This is a genomic window from Halomonas piscis, from assembly GCF_031886125.1.
Taxonomy (GTDB): Bacteria; Pseudomonadota; Gammaproteobacteria; order Pseudomonadales; family Halomonadaceae; genus Vreelandella; species Vreelandella piscis.
In genome coordinates, this window is record NZ_CP119391.1 from 929311 (window position 1) to 948275 (window position 18965).

Below are 18965 nucleotides of genomic sequence, written 5' to 3' on the forward strand. Positions count from 1 at the left end.
GTCACCCCGCCCCGCAGGGCGGGGGCCTCATAGGAGCGTCAGGGGTTCTCCCACCGGCCCGACGCTCCCTGAATCGTAGGCACTGAGGCGCGATCATCATGCGGTGGCCCGGCTGCCGTGCGGTTTGCCCATCGCTTCGCAGGCAATCGCCCACAGGAAGCCGGCCATTTCTCGCGCCACCGCCGTGGTGACTTGCTGCTTGGCCTTGCCCGTGGCAGCCAGGCGGCGGTAGCGCCCGCACAGTCGCTTCTGTGCCTCCCAGGCGATCGCCTGCACCGTTGGCGAGGTCTTCTCGGCGCGCTGCTCAATAATGCGCGTCTTGCGGGCCGGGAACCGGTAGCTCCAGGCCGCCTCCACCAGCACTCGTCGCACATGGCCGTTGCCGGTCTTGGTGATGCCGCCCTGGCGCCGACTGCCCCCGCTCGAGTGCTCGCTGGGCACCAGGCCCAGGTAGGCCATCAGCTGGCGGGGCGAGTCGAAGCGACTGATGTCACCCAGCTCGGCCAGCACCGTCATCGCCGTGATCAGGCTCACGCCCCGCATCGCCTGAACGGCCTCGACCACCGGAGCCAGTGACCAGTTTGGTAACACCGCTCTCATCTGTTTTTCGAGACCCGCCACACGGCGCTGGGCATCTTTCACGTTGTCGACGTACTCCTGCAACACAACCTGCTGAACCGGGGTGTCGAAGCGCACCGTCTCCAGCCAGCGGAAGTGTGCCGGTATCCACTTGCTCTTGCCGGGGTAGATCTTGCTGTGCCGCAACAAGAAGGCGTTGAGTCGCTGTCGGGCGCGGAGCTCAGCGGCTTTCATGTCTTCCCGGGCACGCGTCAGATCGCGAATCGCCTCCTGTTCCGGCGTTGGCACCCAGACCGGTGTCAGCTCTCCTGAGCGCGACAGGCGAGCCAGCATCTTGGCATCGCGACGGTCGGTCTTGATGCGATCCCCTGCGCGCTGAGGAATCAGCGTCGGGGCAACGACCTCGCAATCATGGCCGCTGGCCTGAATCTGGTGATAGACCCCGTAGCCACAGGGGCCAGCTTCGTAGCTGAATAACAGCGGCTGCCCATCGAAACGCTGACTCAACTGACGAACCAGCTTATCGATGGCCTGAGGCTCGTTCGGAATTTCGCCGCGGAACTCGGGAGCTTGGCGTCCGGCCTCGGCGATTGCCACGGAGATACTCGCCTTGTGCACGTCCAGGCCAATATAAGCGGCGTGGACGTTGCTGGCAGCACTAACCCGCTGGGCAACAGTGCGCTCGACAATAGCTGGCTGAGTTGCGTTAGACTGTTTCATGACCTGCCTCCCTCAATAGTGGCTCTGTGTTGTTGCCCTACCTCAACATAACCCACGACGTTGAGGTGGGGCAGGTCAATCCATGATGTCTACGCCTACACCAAGCTCTGGAACCAGGCGAAGAAGAAGGCCGGGCTCGATGACTTTCGGTTTCACGACCTACGCCATGAGGCTGTCAGCCGGTTGGTGGAGGCCGGATTGTCCGATCAGGAGGTCGCCGCGATCAGTGGCCACAAGTCGATGCAGATGCTGCGACGGTATACCCACCTGAGGGCGGAGGACTTGGTTATAAAACTGGATCGTATAAGGGATCATTAGTTACGAGTTTTCTAAATCTTGCATGGAGAGTGAAAAATGCTGGGTGTTTCATTAAACGATGGCTACCTAGGCGGTCTCAATGACCAAGTGCAACACATGACCCATCAGGTACGGTGTTGCCATGACTCATTGCTATCGCCATCTCACTGCTGAAGACCGAGCCGCCATCATGATGATGCGAGCGACTCATTCAATCCGATCCATCGCCACTCATCTGGGCCGTGCACCGAGCACCGTGTCGCGAGAACTCGCTCGCCACACGGTCGACCCCCTCAAGGGCTACGATGCCGGCTTGGCGGGCTACCGGGCTCGCCTGACGCGGCATCGGCCACGTCAGCGTCCCAAGCTGCATCCCGACGGGGAACTCTTCGAGGTGGTGGTCTACCTGCTGCGCAAGTACTGGTCACCGGAACAGATAGCCCGCACACTGAAGCGCATGTCTCCTAGGGTGTGTTAACAATCATTAGTTTCGTTTAAACTGATTTAGTATTCATAGATTTTGATGGGCCATGAGTCGGTTGAAGTTACGCGATGATCAGTGGGAGCGAATCGAGCACCTGCTCCCCGGCAAAGCCTCAGACTGTGGGGTAACTGCCAAGGACAATCGCCTGTTCGTGGAAGCCGTGCTCTGGATCGCTCGGACCGGCGCCCCGTGGCGTGATCTTCCCGAATCTTTTGGGCGCTGGCACACCGTCTACATGCGGTATAACCGTTGGTCACGAAAGGGCGTTTGGCAGCGTATTTTTGACACAGTAGCCGACGATCCCGATCTAGAGCAGCTGATGATCGACGGTAGCATCGTCAGGGTGCACCAGCATGGAGCGTCAAAAAAAACACGCAAGACGTCGAAGCCATGGGCAAATCTCGAGGCGGATTGAGCACCAAAATTCATGCCGCAGTCGATGCGTTAGGTAACCCAGTACGATTGGTTCTCACACCGGGCCAGGCGTCGGAGTATGGTGCTGCTCCCGCTCTACTGGAAGGTTTTTCCCCGCAAGCAGTGCTGGGCGACAAGGGGTATGACTCCACTGCTCTGCGGGACATGATTCAGGCCGCAGGTGCCGAGCCGGTGATTCCTCCGAAAAAGAATCGTTTGGCGCGCATTGAAGTAGACTGGCACTGTTACCAAGATCGCAATCTGGTGGAGAGGTTCTTTCAGAAAATCAAGAAGTTCCGGCGGTTATCTACACGCTATGAGCGACTGGCAAGAAACTACCAGTCACTCCTCTGCCTCGTGTCAGCCGCCATATGGCTGGCCTAATTGTTAACGCCCCCTAACGAATCACGTCGACAGGTCTCGCATGAGGCCATCTACAACGCGCTCTATGTGATGCCCCGTGGCAGCCTCAAGAAAGAGCTCATCGCCTGCCTGCGGCAGGGCAACGGCAAGCGTCGGCCACGTAGCCGTGGCAAGGATCGACGCCAGCAGATTCCCGAGCTCGTTAGCATCCATATGCGGCCGCCTGAGATCGAAGACCGCCTGATGCCTGGCCATTGGGAGGGCGATCTCATCATCGGTGCCAACAATCGCTCCGCCGTCGGTACGCTGGTGGAGCGCACCACGCGCTTGGTGATCCTGGCGAAGATGGATGGCACCACGGCCACCGCGGCGGCCGTTGGCTTCAGCGACAAGCTCAATGAGGTGCCGCGAGCTCTGCGCCTGTCCATGACGTACGACCAAGGCAGAGAGATGGTGAAGCATGCCGAGATCACTCAGAAAACCGGTACGGCGATCTACTTCGCTGACCCGCATAGCCCATGGCAGCGAGGCTCCAATGAGAATACCAACGGGCTGTTGCGGCAGTACCTGCCGAAGGGCACGGATCTGTCGGTCTACAGCCAGGAAGAACTCGACGAGATCGCTGACTCACTGAACACCCGGCCGCGCAAGACACTGGACTGGCGAACGCCGCTGGAAGTTTACGCCGAGGTGCTCAAGAAATCCGTCGCCGGTCCGAGCACCCTTCAATAGCGTTGCACTTGGAACTTGAGACCGCCCTACCTAAGGAGATGTACGTTTTCTTGGGAGCTGTTATCGGTGCGGTTGCCGCATACATAACGACAAAAATAACAGTTAGAAATCAGGTAAGGATTGCTGAGATTACTGCCCAAAAGGATGTTGCTCTTCAATCAGATAGATTGCTGCATGAGCGTGTTATGGCAGAAGTGGCCATTGAGAGAGAAGAGTTAAGAAAAATGCATGCGATATTGTCAAGAGTTTCGCTAGAGACATCTCTAACTATGAGTTATATGCAGTCTGATAATAACATGAAACTCCATGAGTTTCGGGATAGATATGTAGAGAGCTGTCATCGGCTTCATGAGGCTAAAGCCATTTCAGATATTTATTATCCTGAGATGAGTGATTCTGTCTGCAAGATTTATGGGCAAGCTAATGTTTTCTGGGGGCACCAAGAGAGCGTTTTGCGAACTGATATTAAAGATGAAAGAGGCGTATGGGAAACTAGTTTGTCCAAAGTGATTAAAACGGGAGATGAAATATCAAGCTATTCTCGCGTTCTTCAAGAAAAGATAGCTACTCGTGGAAAAGAGCTGAAGAATGCGGTGGGGGAGAAAATTGATTAACAGTTGGCTGAGGCTAAGGAAAGCGTGAAGTGACCTGGTGTTCTTCGGTGAACCTAGCGGAGACGGTAAGCGCGGCCCCTATGCCTACACCAAGCTCTGGAACCAGGCGAAGAAGAAGGCCGGACTCGATGACTTCCGCTTCCATGAGCTGCGCCATGAGGCCGTGAGTCGGTTGGTGGAAGCTGGGCTATCCGATCAGGAAGTCGCCGCGATCAGCGGTCACAAGTCGATGCAGATGTTGCGACGGTATACCCATCTGAGAGCAGAAGATCTTGTCTCGAAGCTAGACCGAATTCATATTCAATAGCCAAACTTCTTGACCATTGTTTGCTGCGCGGATGCCGGTGCTTTGTCACCGGTGGTAAAAGGAGTGTTGAGCACCCTGCCAAAAGGAGGATTTCTTTCAGAAATAATAAGAATAATAATGCTATTATTATTCTTATTATTGCTCCGCTTGAGCTCCTTGTCTTCGCGTCTGTGCAATTTGTTAAATTTTGTTATTTATTTAAGTTGCTGTAATGTCTCGTGTTTTTAGTGCGGCTTTTCTTCAAGATAATACACTTTGATCATCAATATCTAGTGCATTGATTGCTATGCAAGAGGCGCGTGCTTGAGCTTTGGCTTTGCTTGGTTAGCATTGATTACGTCGATATGTGATTGATGGAGTGCTAGCCATGAAAGTCGAAGACTATCTTGTTGGTCGGTTCGGCCTACTGATGAGCATAACAGACCTGGCGGATCTTCTTGGTCGTTCGCCCGATGGTGTGCGAGTTTCTCTTTATTCAGATACTGAGGTCTCTCGAAAGCTGAAGCCGACGATGGTGAAGGTAGGGCGTCGTGTCTATTTCCGGACGCTCCAAGTCAAAGACGCTCTGGATTTGGAGCCTTCTGAATATGGCGCGTGTTAGTCCCTCGGTAGTACAGAAGATCCTGGGTAGGGTAGTTGCTTATCATGCCGCATTCACGCTCCTTCCCGGCGTTTCAGTTCCTGGTGCAGTTTTCCTCAGCCAAGCATTTTACTGGACGCGTAACACCAAGGCGGAGGAAAGAGGCGGGTGGTTTTATAAAAATCAGCGTGGCAGAGATAGCTGGGAGTCAGAAACAGGACTGTCTCCAAAGCAGCAGGCTAATGCTAGGAAATCGCTAGTGGAAATTGGCGTATTGGAAGAGGAAAGAAGAGATGTACCTGCAAAAATGTGGTATAGGGTGAACTGCGAGCGCTTGCTTGAGCTTCTGGCGGAGCAATTCGACGACGAGCCTTCTGGAAGTGATTGTAATTCCCAGTTTTTCCCTTTGGTCGATTCTACTATCCCTTCTGGCCAATCTGGTGATCAGGATGGTCAAACCTTGATTCGACCAAAGGGCAAATCTATTACAGAGAATACAACACAGAGTACATCAAGAAATAAAAGCGAGGCGGCCAAGGCCAAGAGTTATCTTGGGTCCGAATCACAATTAACTCGGGCGGAGATGGCTGAGTTATTGGGCCAGCAAAGAGCAGACCTCATAGCCAGGAATTACGGCAGCGACAAGGTTGGAGCTCCTGCAGTAGAAGAAATGCGCAGAACCCTTCGCACATAGAACTCAAGCGGCGCGGAACGGGGGTGATGGCCCCGACCGCGCCTAACCACGACTGCCTGCATAGGAGGCATCCATGGCTAACAAACAGGGTATCACACCCGCCTACACCGATAGTGGGCTGTCGCGGCTGTACCGGTCACACGCGGTCGAACAGCATGCCATCCAGAGCGAGATTCGAGCTCTGGTGATCATCGCCGGCTACGCAAGCGATTTTCTGACCGAGGAGTTGGAAATCCTTCCCGAGGATTTCTTCACCTGCATCGAGGAGATGAAAGAGGTGATGGAGTCCATCGACTTGAAAAGCCTGGATTTTGAAAAACGGTCGCTCACGCTCCAGAGAACGAAGCGGCGTCTGGAGGCCAAGGCGACCCGCCAGAATCGTCAAAAGGAGGTTTGATCATGAGCATCACAATTTCGTGCGCACGAAAAATCGCTGGTGTCGCTCTCGCGGCCACCGTCGGTCTTTCGCAGCCAGCCATGGCGGGCGGGATTCCCGTGATCGACCTGTCGAGCCTGACTCAGCAGATTTTGCAGGTCGAGCACATGCTTAACCAAATCGAGCAACTGAAAAGCCAGCTCGAAACGGCCAACAAAGAGTTGGACAGCATGAGCGGGGTTCGTGGCCTGGGCAACGTCATCGACTCGGCCTATGACACTGCCGTGAACGTCGATCCTAACCAGATGCTGAGCGACGCCGGTATCAGGAGCGCCAACGAACACGGCCTGTCCGGTGACGTGGCGGACCTGTACGACAGCGGCAACCAGAACACGGCGACGTGGCTTGGCCAGTCCCAAAAGTCCCTGGAACAGGCTCAGGAGCGTTTCAGCGAGCTGACCGGCTTGGTGGCTGAGGTCAACAACAGCCCCGACCAGAAAGACGTTCTGGATCTCCAGGCCCGTATCGGCGCCGAACAAGTCATGCTGCAAAACGAGATGGCCAAGCTGTCCATGCTCCGTTCGCAGGCCGAGGCCAACCAGGCGCTTCGCGCTCAGCGGGTTCAGCAGATGCGTGTCGCGTCATCAGGGGAACCGTTCGAACTTGATTGGTAAGGAGGCCTTATGAGTACCAGAAAAATTTCGTGCGCACGAAATATTGCCGTTGTGGTTCTGGTCAGCGTTGCGCAGTCCGGGTGCTTTGATGACACCCCGGATACTGGCCCGGTGCAGACCGTAGACTGGTACAAAGTGCATGACGACGAGCGCAAGGTGACACTGGAGACGTGTGGCAACAACCCTGGCGAACTCCAGGAGGCGCCGAATTGCATTAATGCACTCCAAGCGGAGCGGGCACTGTCTAGCGGTGAGCCCTTCGAGCTCGATCTGTCTAGCCTAAAAAGCGAGGAAGACTCATGAACCTGTTTGAAGGCATGTTCTCCGTGGTTGATCAGGCACTGGACCAGTACATCGTCAAAACGGCTACTGACCTCATCGCTTACATCACGCCAATTTTTACCAGCATGTTGATCGTCTGGATTGCCATCTGGGGCTATTTGATGATGTTTGGCAAAGTCAGTGAGCCCTTGCAGGAGGGTGTTTTTCGCATCCTTCGCATCGGCTTCATCATGACATTGGGACTGACGGTCGGTACCTATATGGGCGTCGTGGTGGACGTGCTGGCTCACGGCCCGGAAAAGGTAGCAGCAGTCATCACGGGGTCCAATGGAGGTGCCGCGGCCATTTTGGACAGCCTGTTCTCCCGCGTTCTCGCCGTAGCTGATCAGGCCTGGGATAAAGCGGGAGTCATGAGTGGTGATTTCGGCATGTATTTAGTGGCAATTCTGATCATGGTGTTTGGTGGTGGTGTTGCCATCGTAGTGGCGTTCCTCTTACTGGCCAGCAAGGTCGCTACCACAGTGCTGCTGGCAATTGGTCCGCTCTTCATCATCGGCCTGCTGTTTAACAGCACCCAACGCTTTTTCGAGAGCTGGCTGGGCATGGTGATCAATTTCGGCATGCTGCTGGTTTTGGGTTCCGCCATTGGGCGCATGGTCATCGATGTCAGCGAAGCGTTCATGAACATCGTGGAATCCTCGGCAGGCAGCATGGCCAGTATGACCACAAGCGCCTATCTGATTGCTTTTTTTGCTCTTGGCATCCTCGTGCTTAAGCAGGTGCCGGGCATTGCTTCTGCATTGGGCGGTGGTGTGGCATTGGCAACTCAGGGCGCTCTGGGCTCTGCTATGTCCGCGATGCGTCCCTCAGCCATCCGCCGTCAGTATCGCGGCGTTCAACGTGATGCACGCTTAGCAGGCAGTGCGGCAACCTCTCCTTACCGTGGCGCCAAGTCTGCCTATCGTGCCTACCAGAAGCGTTTCGGTGCTGGCAACACGATGACAGGAGGCTAAGTCATGAATACCAATATCAAGTGGTTAGATACCTGTCGCGTCCGCTGGGCACGGATAAAGCGAGGCGGTGAGCTAGGACTCTCCGGGATGCTACTGGTGGTGGGTATCCTGCTGTCCGTGGCGTTGCTCCCTGAACTACCTGGCTTGGTCAGTGGCACCCTTGCTGGCGACGGTGATATTGCTAGAACCTTTTTTGTCTGTGCGACAGGTATCGCCGTGTGCGTGCTCCAATGGCGATGGCGCGCAGCGATATATCCCGGGCTCCGGCGTGCTACCCGACAGAAGGAGACACCGTGAGCTACCGACGCTTGACACCCGAGGAGATCGAAGAGCTGCGAGCCGAGATGCGTGCCGCCGGCCATTGGATGAAAGCTGAAATGGCCAGGCGTCGGCGCGTGCGTACTGAAACTGAAGCTTCACCACCGGGAGCCGGACCAACCGAGAGTGTTCAAAGTCCCTTCCCTATGTCTAATGGCAAAGCCTCTGACTCAGCCCCAGGCGACGAGCAGGTGTGAGACAGGTCCGTCCGTATTACTAATGGAGAAGCCCTGCGGGTTGAGGACGATAACGCAGCCTGGAGGGCATGCGGCTTTTCGTGCGCACGAAACGAAGTGGTTATAACGAGGCAAGTCCGGGAAGCTTGAGACAGGACCGTGCGTATTACTAACGGAGCAGCCTAGCACGTCCCCGAGATCTTTTTCGTGCGTACGAAAAGAATGAATGGGTTTAGAGCTAGGGCAGGATTCGCGAAGTGCCAGCACATGGTACCGCCGCCCTATTTGGAGCGTCGAGAGAGTACTGCTGAAGCCAAAATTTCGTGCGTACGAAAAACATAACCGATTCTGAGGCTAGGGCAGGATTCGCAAAGTGGTAGCAGTTGCCGGCAGCGTGCTGGCATTTGGTACCAGATTCGATGGGCAGTACCTGATGAAGGATGACGAAATGACAGAAACAGTAGTGGTCAAGACCAGGCTGAAACCAGCCGAGAAGGAAGCCTGGCAGCGCCTTTGTGATGCATCTGGCCGTTCGGAGTCAGACGTACTACGGGAGATGATTCAGCGCGTCTGCGGGGAGAGCATTGCCGAAGAAGGGCGAGACATGATGCGGGGCCCCAAGTCCTGCAAGTTATCGATTCGACTAACTCGCCAGGAGCAGGAGTTGATCGCAGAGCGAGCCGCCTATGAGGGGTTCCCAAATCGCACTCGTTGGTCTTCGGCACTGATTCGGGCCACGCTGCTACGCCAGCCAGTCATGAACGAGGAAGAGCTCTCGGCCCTGATCCAGGCCTCTCTTTCACTGACTGACGTGATTGAAAACTCGGGCGGCAGACGTTTGGGCTTACCTCGTATGCGGATCAAGGGTCAGAGTGAGGGAGAAATCAGCATCAAGGAGCTACAGGACAGAGTCTGGGAGGTTAACGAGCGCGTGATGGCACTGGTCTCCGGTGGACGAAAGCGTTGGAATCTGGTTTGAGCATAGGAGAATTGCAATGCCGCGATATAGTTTCAAGATCGATCCGTGCCCTCAAGAAGACGGCTATGGCTGGGTCCTGAGGTATTTTGAGGGTGATTGGGAGATCCCAGGATATGAGATCTTTGCTGTACCTCACGATGTTGAGTGGATGAAGAGAGTTGAATACGAAAATGCCAAGTTTTCCGGAGAGCTATGGGTCGAAGAGATGGTAGAAGGAGGAGTGAATGCAGTAGAAGCTCAGGCTGAGAGCGAGCCGGGCCCTAGTCAACTAAGCTTCAAGCTCGAAAGATAATTGAAAGTGTGTCCAAGCTCCCACATTGCTGCCAACTGGGATTGGCATATCAGTCTATGTCCCATAACTGCTTTAGGCGCGTCACTGTATGCTCCCATTTTGGTGTCGTGGGTTTGCAGACAGTGTTCTGATTGCCGAACAGGCCGACTTCGCTGAATGCCTGCGAGGCAGGAAATGAGGCGATCCAGCGGACCGGCACGAGATATTCCGCTGCCTCCTCGTCGTCTTCATCGGTCGCCCGGTGGATCTGCGGATACTCGGTGGCCGTAGTGAGATCCTGGAGTCGCTGACATGCCTGATCAGTTTGCACCGTGAAATGGTCGCCTCGGCAACGCTCTCCGGTCACCTCGGCCACGCCCACATAGCCGGTCTTGGGGATGTTGACCCAGACCCGGTCCCCCTCAGAGAGCATGGCGAGGGTCTTCGAATACCAGGCCGCACCACCGCCGGCAATGAAGCCGTAGCGTCGTGCCAGCTCCCAAGGGCGGTTATCGCCAAAGGAGGCGTAGAATTCGCCGTTCCAAGGCTCTTTACGTGCCTTGCGGGCGGCCGGCTGGGGTGGTTCGTCCGGGTCGATCATCCAGGCGCGGCTCAGGTAATGGTTGCCCTGGTCCTCGAAGGCGGCGAAGAACATGGCGTTGATCGAGAGCTGGGCATGCTCGTTGAGGTAATTGATGATCCGCTCGCTGCTGGCGTCGAGCTGGGTGGCCACGACGACCAGCTGGTGATTCTCGTTGAGGGTGACACTGTCCAGCGTGATGCCGAACTTGGCCTCGAAGGCGTCCTCGAGAGACGCGTGAGGGCGCTGATAGCGTTCGGCGAAGGCCTGGTAGATCTCAATCAGCTGGTAGTCGGCCAGGGTGACGACCCAGGAGGCATAGTCGATGGCCTGAGCCACCACGTCGCGGGGCGTCTTGTCGCGCTTGAGCTCGATGACGATGACCGTGCCGTTGGCGTCGATGGCCAGCAGGTCGATCAGCTTGTCGAAGCCGGTGCGTACCTGCCGACCGATCAGCAGCCAATCCCGGTTGAGGATCGAGACATCCTGCATGATCTGATCTTCCAGCTGCCCCTCGTCGGCGAGCCCAGTGGGCCGCAGCTTCTGCGGCAGCTCGCCCGTAGTACCTGCCAGCTTCCAGATTCCTTGCTCGATGGCCATCCAGGTGCCTCCTTGCGTTTGGTAGAGAAAAGCGTTGCCTCGCCCAGGGTGGTGCTCTATCATAGGTATCAACACGGCCCCCGCCTCTTGGCTCTCACGAGCTTACGCGGGGGTTCTTATTTGTGTTCTCACCGCCTCACTCGGTCCACCAGCGCTCCCAGCCCGGTGGAGCCCCCATGTCCTCCAGCGATAGCCTCCGCCTGGAATGCGGCACCGGGAAACGTTCCAGATGTGCCTGTAGGCGTCGATGCCACTCGGTATTGGGGCAGACCACCAGGGTCATGTGCCGCACGATACTCAATAGCAGGAAGGGGCGGGCGAGGCGCTTTGCGTCTCTGAACCCATCGCACCACGGTACCTCACCCTGCTTGGGCAGCATGGGCTGGTCGATGACGTTGCGATTCCAGAGTCGGCTGTGATGAGCGCAGACGTTACGCAGGTAGTTCAGCGACCTAAGCCAGGTCTGAAAGACCTCCCAGTCTTGCACGCCGTATTTATGCGCTATGTGGCTCTGGTCCGGCACCTTCATCATGGCAAACAGATGTGAGAGGGTGCCGAAGTCCCAAGTCTCGATAGCGACCCAGATCGGCAGTCGCGGCCCGTGCTTCTGCCGATAGTGCTTGACGAAGTCTTCTTTAGAGCGATCTTCTAGCCGTTTGGCATGCCCCTGCCAGCTTACAAAAGCTTCTATACGCTTCTTTCCGACAGGCTTTCGAGCAAAAGACTTGTGGAAAGTGCCTCGGTGAAGATGCGCGAAGGCGTCCCGCTCCCCCAGCCGATAGGCGATATCCACGCGCAGCGAGATCTCGATGCGCTCCAGGGCATCGGTCAGGCGAAGTCGAAGCTCCTTGTCGAAGAGATATAGCCGCACCGCGTCGACGAACTGGGTTTCAGGAACGAAGCTATCCGTTGCGTGGGTGATTGGCCGGTCATGTTGGTCATGACCTACCGTCTCGAAGACCCTGAAGGGGTACCAGTAAGCGCTTAGACGGTAGTAGCCGACGCGTTCCAGGTATTCCAAAGCGGCGCTTTCATCGCCGACCTGCATTCCGCGCTCCATGAGTAGGGCTAACTGCTCTTGAAACGACTTCCAAGGGCGATCGTAGGTCATCAGCTCACCGCCTGTTCCACTACCGTCTCGGCGAGCTGGGACCGGGTCTTGCCGCACTCGCTCAGGCGCGTTTTTAGCTGGTCGCAGAGGGCCATCAGCTCATTGACCTTTTCGACGATACGGTTTTGTTCATTCAATGGTGGAACAGGAATAGCGAGTGCTTCTACGTCACCTACCCTTAGGTGCTTTACTGTTGAACCAATTGCCTTTTCAGTAGCACGATTCAGAAGGTTGGGTTCAGTTAATGCGAGTAGTAAATACTCTTCATTGATGTGATTAAGCATGGGGCGAATCAGCATGGTTCTCTGCCCCAGGCACCACCTTTCGCCTTCTGGAATAATTGCGGCTTCACCCATCGGTGCTTCGCGAGTAAAGATTATGTCTTTTGGTTCGGGAGGGCAGCGCCGTGACCAGTATTCATAGGTCTCCTTGCTAACGTACTTTACGTCATTTAGTCGAAATTCTCTTTCCCTTATATTTGAGGTTCGAATGATAGGAATGCCGGACGGAGTATAAGGTGCGGTCTTGTTATGACAGTCAACAAGTATCTTGCATAGTTGGATTAAATGAGCAGCTGCCCAGCCTGAAGGGAGGTCGAAAGGCGGATTCGGCGAGCTAAGCTTCTTGAGCTTGCGAAGCATCGTTGCGCACTCAGGGTTTTTGTCTTTATTTTCTTCTAACCACGCTTGCCGCTCCTTACTCAATCGAGCCAGCAAGCTACTTGCAGATTCATCATCCGAATTTTGTTCCATCAGCCGCCCCATCACCGCCAGCTGAAGAATGGTCTGCTTAAGCTTTTCGATACTGGCTTCGGTGGTGAAGAGGGTATCGAAATGTTCGGCAACGCGGGCCCAGTTCTCAGCCAGCTCGGTGGCGTCCGACGAGCGAGTCAGGGCATCGAGCAAGGTGTCGACCAGCACCTCATGGGCTTCCAACTGGTTGCCGACCTGCTGCTCTAAGCGGTCGCAGAGGGTCATCAGCTCGTCGACCTTTTTGACGATGCGGTGTTGTTCTGGCAAAGGTGCGAAAGGAAGTGGATCTCCCGCAAAGAAGTCTTTAGGGACACGTTTCTGTCCTGCGGAGCCAGTCATTTTTCGTTCTCCGTTGCTCAGAAAGCGAGGAGATTTTAGACAGAGAAGCACATAGCGAGGGTTCAGTGTATTTCCAAAGGGACGAGCAACATGAAGTTCAGTGGTGCCAGCACCAATACCATTTTTTAAGCTGCTAAAGATTGCTGCCTTGCTGTTTTCGAAACAAGGAGTTATTTTTGCAATGGCAATGTCACCATCAGCAAAGTGTGTGTAGCCTTTTTTCATCTCCCTCCATGGGCGTGGCTCTTGGTCATGTTCGCCATTATATGAAGTCGATATCAGCGGCATGGGGATGAAAGATGCTTGTAAGTCATCTTCAGCATCGTTTCTTGGATTGATTTGACTTATATTGCCAAGCCGTATCCAGGACCAAGTCTCTGGTAATTCAAATGGCTTCTCTTCCTCCGAAATCTCCGGCAGTTTTCTAGGGCCTGTTGACGTTTCATGGCAGGGGTATTGGCAGGATAGGGGCAAGCTCGCAGAATAAAGGTTCCCACACCAACAAACTGCAAGCCTGCCATGCCCCGACAAATGCTCACGGATGAACACTGGTCGAAGCTGAAACCTATCCTGCTTCAACAAGGTATTTATGACAAGGCCGACTTGCGTACCACGATAGAAGGCATCCTTTATCGGATGCGCACCGGCTGCCCGTGGCGGGACCTACCGGAGACGTTTGGCCCCTGGAACACGGTCTACAAGCGTTTTAACGCCTGGTCAGCGAGTGGAAAGCTGATGAGGCTTTTCAGCTCTCTGGTGGAGGAGCCTGATGTTGAGTGGCTGTTCATTGATGGCTCCTACGTCAAGGCCCACCAGGACAGCACCGGAGCTGCCACGGAAGACGCAGAAGCCATTGGCAAAAGTCGTGCAGGCAATACCAGCAAGATCCACTTGACCGTAGATGCCTATGGGCTACCGATAACCTTCAGAATAACCGGGGGTGAGGTGCACGACAGCACGGAAGCCCGGGCATTGATTGACGATTTGCCAGCGGGTGATGCATTGGTGGCTGACAAGGGCTATGACAGCGAGCGTATCCGTGAACAGATCGAAGCCAAGGGCATGGCTGCCGTCATTCCACGCAAACGCAACTCAAAGAAAGGAAATGCCAATCTGGACAGAGGCTTATATCGCTATCGGCATCTGGTTGAGAATGCCTTTGCTCGATTGAAGCCGTATCGCGCCATCGCAACGCGTTACGACAAGCTCAAGCGAAACTACGAAAGCATGGTGGCCTTGGCCTGCGGCTTTTTATGGCTGCCCATGTGAAACGTCAACACGCCCTAGGCTTCTTGATCTTCCCTTCTTTGACCAACCGGGCCTTTTCCTCGGCGATACGGTCCAGTAGCGCGCTGGCGGGTTCGTCACTCGGGTCCTGCTGCACCAACTTGCCGCGCACAGCCAGCTCGAGGATCAGCTCGCGCAGCTTCTTGATGCCGGTGAGCTCGATTTTCCCGTGGTTGCCTCGCCCAGTGCCGCTTTTGTGCTTCACGGCGCCGGTCCAGAGGTCGAGGTGCTCGGTGATCATCTCCTGAGCGCTCATGCCGGCTCCTCCGCTTGCTGCGGTTTGGTCTGGTCTTGCGGCTCATGACTGAGCGCATCGCCGAGCACGGTCTTCAGCTGATCACGCAGCTCCTGGGTCTCGGCCTGCTGGCGAGCGTATTGCGCGAGCAGCTCGTCCGGGTCGTGGCTGACCTGCTCTTCCTGCCAGGGATTCTTGATGTCCAGGTTGTAGTTGCGTGCCTTGATCTCATCGATGCAGACCTTCCAGGCCTGCTCGGTTTCCTTGCGGCTGGCGAAGCCGTCGGCCTCATCGCCCCACCAGTCGATCTCGGTGGCGAACTCCTCGGCGCGCATGGGCTTGGTCTTGCTGTAGTTCTTGTAGCCCTCGGGGTAGGGGTGCTCGTAGTACCACACCTGTTCGGTGGGCTGCCCCTTGGTGAAGAACAGCAGGTTGGTCTTGATGCCGGTGTAGGGGTTGAACACGCCGTTGGGCAAGCGAACGATGGTGTGCAGGTTGCACTCGCTGAGCAGCTTTTCCTTGAGGCGCGTCTTCATGCCCTCGCCGAACAGGAAGCCGTCCGGCAGCACAACGGCGGCGCGGCCGTTATTTTTCAGCAGGCGAATGAACAGCGCCATGAACAGGTCGGCAGTCTCACGGGTGCGGAATTCCGCCGGGAAGTTGTTCTCGATACCGTCTTCCTCGGTGCCGCCGAACGGTGGGTTGGCAACGATCACATCGACCCGCTCCTTCGGGCCCCAGTCCCGGTAGGGACGGTTCAGGGTGTTGTCGTGACGAATCTGGCTGGGGACCTCGATGCCGTGCAGGATCATGTTGGTGGTGGCCAGCAGGTGCGGCAGCGGTTTCTTCTCCCAGCCGTAGATGCTGAGTTGCAGCGTCTGCTCGTCGGCGGGCGTCCGCACATAGTGGTTGCGCTTGTGCTCGATTGCACAGGTGAGGAAGCCGCCGGTGCCGCAGGCCGGGTCCATCACGCTCTCGGCAAGCTTGGGATCGACGCGGTTGACCATGAACTCGGTCACGGCGCGCGGCGTGTAGAACTCACCGGCATTACCGGCGCTTTGCAGGTCCTTGAGGAGCTGCTCGTACATGTCGCCGAAAGCGTGACGCTGCTGAGAGGCGTTGAAGTCGATGCCTTCTTGAATGCGGTTGATCACCTGGCGCAGCAGATGGCCGGACTTCATGTAGTTGTAGGCATCCTCGAACACGCTGCGGATGACGGCGGCGCGGGCGTCGCCGCCGGCATCCAGCTGTTGCAGCCCGGGAAAGAGGGTGTTGTCGATGAAGCTCTTCAGGCCCTCGCCCGTCAGCCCCTCTGGATCGGCGGCCCAGCTGCTCCAGCGCAGATGTTCGGGGATGGGGCTGACGTAGTCGTCGTAGTCCAGCTCCCACTCCTTCTCGCGGTCATCGTAGATCTTCAGAAAAAGCATCCAGACCAGCTGGCCTATGCGCTGGGCGTCGCCGTCGACGCCGACGTCCTTGCGCATGATGTCCTGAATGCTCTTGATGGTGGTGCTGATGCTCATGGGAATCCCGTCTCGATAACCGAAAGCGCGCCGGCATGGCTGCCGGCGCGCAGAATGCGACGTATTGTACCTAGCTGTGTCAGCCGGCTGTAGCGGCGTCGGCGTAGAGGGTTTCCTCGAGGGCTCTCACGGCCTCGCGATAGCCGGCTTTGCCGCCGAAGGCCTTGGCGAGCTCCACGGGGGTACCGAGCCGGTCCAGTGGTGCCAGCTTCAATACCTTGGTGTCCTCGATGGTGGCCACGCCGTTGTCGGCGTACTTGTCGAGCAGGGCGTCCAGCACGGCGCGGGCCTGGCCCTCGTAGCGAGTGAAATAGTCCGACTGTCGGGCCTTGGCCGCGCGCTGGCGACGGGTGAGTGCAGGCTGGCCGTAGACGATGTGCACGATGGCATCGAAGGGGTCCGGTGTATCGCCGAGTGTCTTTTCGACCTCGCTGGTGAGGTCTTCCCAGAACACGCCTTGTTCAGCCAGCTCATCCAGCACGGCCTGCTTGCGGTCGCTGGCCTCCCAACGGCGCAGGAAGTCCTTCAGGGTGGCGTAGTGGGCGCGTACCGTCTTGCGAGTGTAGTCGGTCAGCTCTTCGGTGATCAGCTTGCCGTCCGGCCCCAGGTACTGCACGCGCCGGCCGATGACCGCCACGGTGACGTCATCGACGACGTATCGCTTGGGCGGCTCGCCGATGCCGCCGTCTTCGTCATCCTCCCAGCCCCCTTCGGGGGGCAAGGCGGGATCGCTCGGTGACTCGTCGTCGGGGGATGCGCCGTCTTCGTCAGCGGGCGCGTTTCCATCGACGCTGTCCTCGGTTTCATCGTCGTCGTCCGGTAGTAGCGGGTCGCCTTCGCCGGGTACGTAGACCTTTTCTGGTTCGCCGTCGAAGGCGGGGTCGGCGAAAAGCTCCGTGGCCTTGCGGAAATCGAGGATGGTGAACCAGAACTTGTTGTGGTCGGCGTCAATCCGCGTGCCGCGTCCGATGATCTGCTTGAACTCGGTCATCGACTGGATGCGCTGGTCGAGCACGATCAGCTTGCAGGTCTTGGCGTCGACGCCGGTGGTCATCAGCTTGCTGGTGACGGCGATGACGGGGTAGGGCTCTTCGGGGTCGATGAAGTGGTCGAGCTCGGCCTTTCCCTCGAGCTCGTCGCCGGTGATGCGCATCACGTACTTGCGGTTCTTGGCCACGTGCTGAGGGTTGAGATTGACCAGCGCCTGGCGCATCCGCTCCGCATGATCGATATTCTCGCAGAAGACGATGGTCTTCTGCATCGGGTCGGTCTGGGTCAGATAATCGGTGACGGTTCGAGCGACCAGCTTGGTGCGTTGCGTCAGGATCAGGTGACGGTCAAAGTCGCGCTGGTTGTAGATACGATCCTCGATCACCTCGCCGTGGATGTCGGTCTGGCCGTCGCTGGGGCGCCATCCTTGCAGGTCACGGTCCAGGTCGACCCGAATCACCTTGTAGGGCGCCAGATAGCCGTCGTCGATGCCCTGCTTGAGCGAGTAGGTGTAGATGGGCTCGCCGAAGTAGTGGATGTTGGAAACCTCGGTGGTCTCCTTGGGCGTCGCGGTCAGCCCGATATGGGTGGCCCCGCTGAAGTAGTCCAGGATGGCGCGCCAGGCAGAGTCTTCTGCGGCGCTGCCACGGTGGCATTCGTCGATGACGACCAGGTCGAAGAAGTCCGGACTGAACTGCTTGTAGATGTTCTTTTCTTCCTCGCTGCCGGTGACTGCCTGATACAGCGAGAGGTAGATCTCGTGCGACTTCTCGATCTGGCGCTTGGATATCTTGGTCATGGCCGCGCCGAAGGGCTTGAAGTCGCCACTCTTGGTCTGGTCGACGAGTACGTTACGGTCGGCCAGAAACAGGATGCGCTGCTTGCGGCCGGCCTTCCACAGTCTCCAGATCAGCTGGAAAGCGGTATAGGTCTTGCCGGTGCCGGTGGCCATTACCAGCAGCAGGCGATCCTGCCCTTTGGCGATGGCTTCGACCGTGCGATTGACCGCGACCATCTGGTAGTAGCGGGGCGTGCGGCCGCTGCCGTCATCGTAGAAAGGCTGCTCGACGACCGGGCGTGTCTCTTCACTCAGGCCTTTCCAGCGGCGGTAGCCGTGCCAGAGCGTATCGGGCCCGGGGAGCTGATCGAGCGCCAGGTTGGTCTCGGCCTGATCGAAGACAAGGCGGTGGGGGTCGCTGAACAGGAAGCCGCTGCCGTTGGAGCTAATGGCGAAGGGGACATCGAGCTTCTCCGCGTAGGCCTGGGCCTGCTGCATGCCATGGCCCAGGCTGTGGCTGGCGTCCTTGGCCTCGATGACGGCGATGGGCTGGTTCTTCTGGAAAGACAGCACGTAATCCGCCCGACGCGGGTGAGCCCGGTGGTGCATGCGGCCGCGTACCGTGATGCGGCCATCGCTAACCGGGTACTCTTCACGTACCTGGGTGTGGATGTTCCAGCCCGCCTGCTTGATGGCGGGGGTGATGAACTTGGTGCAGATGTCCCGTTCGCTGAAAGCTTGCCTTGTCATAGCTGCTTCCCTGCTGCGTTCATAGATTACTTATCACTTTTTACGCTAGCTTACGTGAAGCTGAGCAGATACGCATGGGGGAGGAGAGGAGGGGCCGGCAAGCCTCACGATTTTGCGAAGCAGCGCGCCTGGCTGGGATCATCAACC

General features: G+C 57.0%; 20 protein-coding genes and 2 pseudogenes. 15 read left to right on the forward strand and 7 right to left on the reverse strand.

Features of this window, described 5'->3' with window-relative positions; all coding sequences use genetic code 11:
* Nucleotides 1–96 precede the first annotated feature (96 nt).
* Nucleotides 97–1299, reverse strand: a complete 1203-nt coding sequence (locus P1P91_RS04410) for an IS110 family RNA-guided transposase (RefSeq protein WP_311883720.1) — start codon at nucleotides 1297–1299, stop codon at nucleotides 97–99.
* Between the two features lie 60 nt (nucleotides 1300–1359).
* Here P1P91_RS04410 and P1P91_RS04415 point away from each other — a divergent pair, with 60 nt between their 5' ends.
* The 14 genes and pseudogenes from P1P91_RS04415 (at nucleotide 1360) to P1P91_RS04480 (ending at nucleotide 9894) form a co-directional block, all read left to right on the forward strand.
* Complete coding sequence (locus P1P91_RS04415) at nucleotides 1360–1617, forward strand: tyrosine-type recombinase/integrase (protein WP_311884800.1); 258 nt, start codon at nucleotides 1360–1362, stop codon at nucleotides 1615–1617.
* Nucleotides 1618–1738: 121 nt separating this feature from the next.
* Nucleotides 1739–2062 (forward strand): annotated as a pseudogene (locus tag P1P91_RS04420) (transposase); the annotation flags it as partial.
* Between the two features lie 64 nt (nucleotides 2063–2126).
* Nucleotides 2127–2878, forward strand: a protein-coding gene (locus tag P1P91_RS04425) for an IS5 family transposase (RefSeq protein WP_407650536.1) whose coding sequence is annotated in 2 segments (ribosomal slippage) — nucleotides 2127–2442 and nucleotides 2442–2878 — 753 coding nt in all. Because the reading frame shifts where the segments join, the coding sequence is not laid out codon by codon here.
* Between the two features lie 33 nt (nucleotides 2879–2911).
* Nucleotides 2912–3589: pseudogene (locus P1P91_RS04430) on the forward strand (IS30 family transposase); the annotation flags it as partial.
* Between the two features lie 8 nt (nucleotides 3590–3597).
* Entirely contained in the window at nucleotides 3598–4203 is a 606-nt protein-coding gene (locus P1P91_RS04435) for a hypothetical protein (RefSeq protein ID WP_311884803.1), read from the forward strand.
* 37 nt (nucleotides 4204–4240) lie between these two features.
* Nucleotides 4241–4510, forward strand: a complete 270-nt coding sequence (locus P1P91_RS04440) for a tyrosine-type recombinase/integrase (RefSeq protein ID WP_311884805.1) — start codon at nucleotides 4241–4243, stop codon at nucleotides 4508–4510.
* Nucleotides 4511–4877: 367 nt separating this feature from the next.
* Nucleotides 4878–5111 carry a plasmid-related protein gene (locus P1P91_RS04445; protein WP_311884807.1) on the forward strand — a complete coding sequence of 78 codons (234 nt, stop codon included), beginning with the start codon at nucleotides 4878–4880 and terminating at the stop codon, nucleotides 5109–5111.
* Nucleotides 5098–5784, forward strand: a complete 687-nt coding sequence (locus P1P91_RS04450; protein WP_311884809.1) for a hypothetical protein — start codon at nucleotides 5098–5100, stop codon at nucleotides 5782–5784. The genes P1P91_RS04445 and P1P91_RS04450 overlap by 14 nt, the downstream gene beginning before the upstream one ends.
* Before the next feature lie 73 nt (nucleotides 5785–5857).
* Nucleotides 5858–6181 (forward strand): hypothetical protein, encoded by a 324-nt coding sequence (locus P1P91_RS04455; protein ID WP_311884811.1) that lies wholly within the window; start codon nucleotides 5858–5860, stop codon nucleotides 6179–6181.
* Nucleotides 6182–6183: 2 nt separating this feature from the next.
* A complete protein-coding gene (locus P1P91_RS04460) occupies nucleotides 6184–6834 on the forward strand; it encodes a type IV secretion system protein (RefSeq protein WP_311884812.1) in 651 nt (216 codons plus the stop codon).
* Between the two features lie 9 nt (nucleotides 6835–6843).
* Entirely contained in the window at nucleotides 6844–7137 is a 294-nt protein-coding gene (locus P1P91_RS04465) for an EexN family lipoprotein (protein ID WP_311884814.1), read from the forward strand.
* Nucleotides 7134–8129, forward strand: coding sequence for a type IV secretion system protein (locus P1P91_RS04470; RefSeq protein ID WP_311884815.1), 996 nt, complete (start codon nucleotides 7134–7136; stop codon nucleotides 8127–8129). Before P1P91_RS04465 ends, P1P91_RS04470 begins: the two co-directional genes overlap by 4 nt.
* An 867-nt stretch (nucleotides 8130–8996) precedes the next feature.
* Nucleotides 8997–9602, forward strand: a complete 606-nt coding sequence (locus P1P91_RS04475) for a hypothetical protein (RefSeq protein ID WP_311884816.1) — start codon at nucleotides 8997–8999, stop codon at nucleotides 9600–9602.
* A gap of 16 nt (nucleotides 9603–9618) precedes the next feature.
* Complete coding sequence (locus tag P1P91_RS04480; RefSeq protein WP_311884817.1) at nucleotides 9619–9894, forward strand: hypothetical protein; 276 nt, start codon at nucleotides 9619–9621, stop codon at nucleotides 9892–9894.
* Nucleotides 9895–9943: 49 nt separating this feature from the next.
* Here the strand turns inward: P1P91_RS04480 and P1P91_RS04485 are convergent, their stop codons facing one another.
* The 3 genes from P1P91_RS04485 to P1P91_RS04495 all read right to left on the reverse strand — a co-directional run bounded on the left by P1P91_RS04485 (nucleotide 9944) and on the right by P1P91_RS04495 (nucleotide 13804).
* On the reverse strand, nucleotides 9944–11053 hold the full coding sequence (locus tag P1P91_RS04485; protein ID WP_311884819.1) for a hypothetical protein: 1110 nt from the start codon (nucleotides 11051–11053) through the stop codon (nucleotides 9944–9946).
* Nucleotides 11054–11189: 136 nt separating this feature from the next.
* The gene (locus P1P91_RS04490) at nucleotides 11190–12164 is read right to left on the reverse strand and encodes an Abi family protein (RefSeq protein WP_311884821.1); all 975 of its coding nucleotides are present in this window, start codon (nucleotides 12162–12164) and stop codon (nucleotides 11190–11192) included.
* Complete coding sequence (locus P1P91_RS04495; RefSeq protein ID WP_311884823.1) at nucleotides 12164–13804, reverse strand: restriction endonuclease subunit S; 1641 nt, start codon at nucleotides 13802–13804, stop codon at nucleotides 12164–12166. Before P1P91_RS04495 ends, P1P91_RS04490 begins: the two co-directional genes overlap by 1 nt.
* On the opposite strand from P1P91_RS04495, the gene P1P91_RS04500 reads away from it, so the two are divergent.
* Nucleotides 13775–14524 (forward strand): IS5 family transposase, encoded by a 750-nt coding sequence (locus P1P91_RS04500; RefSeq protein ID WP_311881892.1) that lies wholly within the window; start codon nucleotides 13775–13777, stop codon nucleotides 14522–14524. The genes P1P91_RS04495 and P1P91_RS04500 overlap by 30 nt on opposite strands.
* 4 nt (nucleotides 14525–14528) lie before the next feature.
* On the opposite strand, the gene P1P91_RS04505 is transcribed toward P1P91_RS04500, so the two are convergent.
* The 3 genes from P1P91_RS04505 to hsdR form a co-directional block, all read right to left on the reverse strand.
* Complete coding sequence (locus P1P91_RS04505) at nucleotides 14529–14798, reverse strand: hypothetical protein (protein WP_311884825.1); 270 nt, start codon at nucleotides 14796–14798, stop codon at nucleotides 14529–14531.
* Nucleotides 14795–16300 (reverse strand): type I restriction-modification system subunit M, encoded by a 1506-nt coding sequence (locus P1P91_RS04510; RefSeq protein ID WP_311884827.1) that lies wholly within the window; start codon nucleotides 16298–16300, stop codon nucleotides 14795–14797. Before P1P91_RS04510 ends, P1P91_RS04505 begins: the two co-directional genes overlap by 4 nt.
* Nucleotides 16301–16379: 79 nt before the next feature.
* On the reverse strand, nucleotides 16380–18818 hold the full coding sequence (gene hsdR / locus P1P91_RS04515) for an EcoAI/FtnUII family type I restriction enzme subunit R (RefSeq protein WP_311884829.1): 2439 nt from the start codon (nucleotides 18816–18818) through the stop codon (nucleotides 16380–16382).
* Between the last annotated feature and the right edge of the window lie 147 nt (nucleotides 18819–18965).